Genomic DNA, 1841 nt, shown 5'->3' with positions numbered 1-1841 from the left:
GCTACCACTTTTCTTCCAACTACAAACCGCCCCGAAAAATCGGAAGTCATTTGGTGTTGTTCGATTGCATCAGTTGCGATAAGTGTATTCCCGTTTGTCCGAACGATGCGAATTTTTATTTTGAAACTGAACCAGTGGAAATTCAGTTCAACAATATTGAAATTGCGAACGGAAGTTGGAAAGAAATTGGCGGCGGAAATTTTTCTGTGAAAGACAAACATCAAATTGCAAACTTTGCAGACGCGTGTAATGAATGTGGAAACTGCGATGTGTTTTGTCCCGAAGATGGCGGACCATATATTGAAAAGCCGCGTTTCTTCGGCTCGCTTGAGCAGTGGAAGAAATGGAATTCACTGAGCGGATTTTATTTGTTGAAAGAAAATGGTAAAGCGAAATTGTTTGGAAGATTTAAAGAGAAAGAATTTTCGCTTTCAACAGAAAATAATTTTCTGAAAACTAAATTTGAAAATAAAATTTTTGAATTAAACATTGATTGGGAAACGAACAAAGTTCTCGTTGCAAAAGGAAAAGAAAATTGTAAAATTGATTTGGCATATTATTTTGCAATGAAAACGTTATTACTTGGAATGTTGAACAACGAACGAGTTCATTTTGTAAATGTAGATTTTGTAAATTAGCCACGAATTTCACGAATGAAACACTAATTATTTTTTAATCGGTTCGTGCTAATTAGTGAAATTAGTGGCAAAGAATTATGAACAACATAAACTTCACTCTCAATTCCAATCCTTTCACCGCACCATTCGATGATGACACTTCATTGATGGATGTGTTGCGTGAACAAGCGGGATTGATTTCGCCGAAGAATGGATGCGCGCCGCAAGGTTCGTGTGGTTGCTGCACGGTTATTGTTGATGGCAAGGCGGTTTCGTCGTGCGCGGTTCCGGCAAAAAATGTTTCGGGAAAAAATGTTCTCACGCTCGAAGGACTCAACGAACACGCGCGCGATATTTTTGCAAAAGCGTTCACATATTCTGCAGGGTTGCAATGCGGATTTTGTATTCCGGGAATTGTTGTGCGCGCAAAAAGTCTCATCGAAAAAAAACCCGAACCATCGCGTGAAGAAATTGCCAAGTCGCTTAACAATCATATTTGCCGCTGCACCGGTTATGTAAAAATTATTGATGCGATTGAACTTTCTGCAAAAGCATTTCGCGGAGAAAAAATTCCCGAGCCGGATTATTCCGGAAAAATCGGTTCGAGTTTGCCGCGAATGGATGGAGAAAAATTTGCAATGGGCGAGCGACCGTATATCGATGACATCACGCTTCCCGAAATGTTGTATGCGGCGTTTCTTTTTTCTCCGCATCCAAAAATCAGAATCAAAAAAATTGATACAAACGAAGCAGAAAAATTTCCCGGCGTTGTTCGTGTTGTAACGGCAAACGATGTTCTTGGACAACGAAAGCAAGGTTTGATTTACAAAGATTGGCCAATGTTTTTAGCAAAAGGAGAAACGACACATTGCATTGGCGATATTCTTGCCGGCGTTGTTGCTGTTGATAATAAAACTGCGCGCAAAGCAATTCAACTCATCAATATCGAATATGAAATTTTACATGGAGTTTTTTCTCCCGAAGAAGCATTGAAAGAAAATGCTCCACGAGTTCATAACGACCACGAAAATTTACTTTCGAAAAGTGTTATCAAACGCGGCGATGTTGATTCAGCATTAGCAAATTCTGCTTTTGTCGAAACGCGAACATTCGAAACACAAATGATAGAGCACGCATTTCTTGAACCGGAAAGTTCGATTGCATTTTTAAAAGACGGAATCGTCGAAGTGTTATCGCAAGGACAAGGCGTGTTCGACGATAGAA

2 protein-coding genes are annotated in these 1841 nt (G+C 39.7%); both read left to right on the top strand.

Translation table 11 applies throughout. The features are described 5' to 3' along the window. On the top strand, positions 1–638 hold a 638-nt coding region (locus FJ218_11445; protein ID MBM4167516.1), incomplete at its 5' end, for a glutamate synthase. Positions 639–715: 77 nt separating this feature from the next. Beyond that, positions 716–1841, top strand: a 1126-nt coding sequence (locus FJ218_11440) for a 2Fe-2S iron-sulfur cluster binding domain-containing protein (protein ID MBM4167515.1), incomplete at its 3' end; no start/stop codon positions are given.

The sequence above is a fragment of the Ignavibacteria bacterium genome, from assembly GCA_016873775.1.
Taxonomy (GTDB): domain Bacteria; phylum Bacteroidota; class Ignavibacteria; order UBA10030; family F1-140-MAGs086; genus JAGXRH01.
The sequence above is the reverse complement of the archived record's forward strand: the minus strand, read 5'-3'. Positions and strand labels throughout refer to the sequence as shown.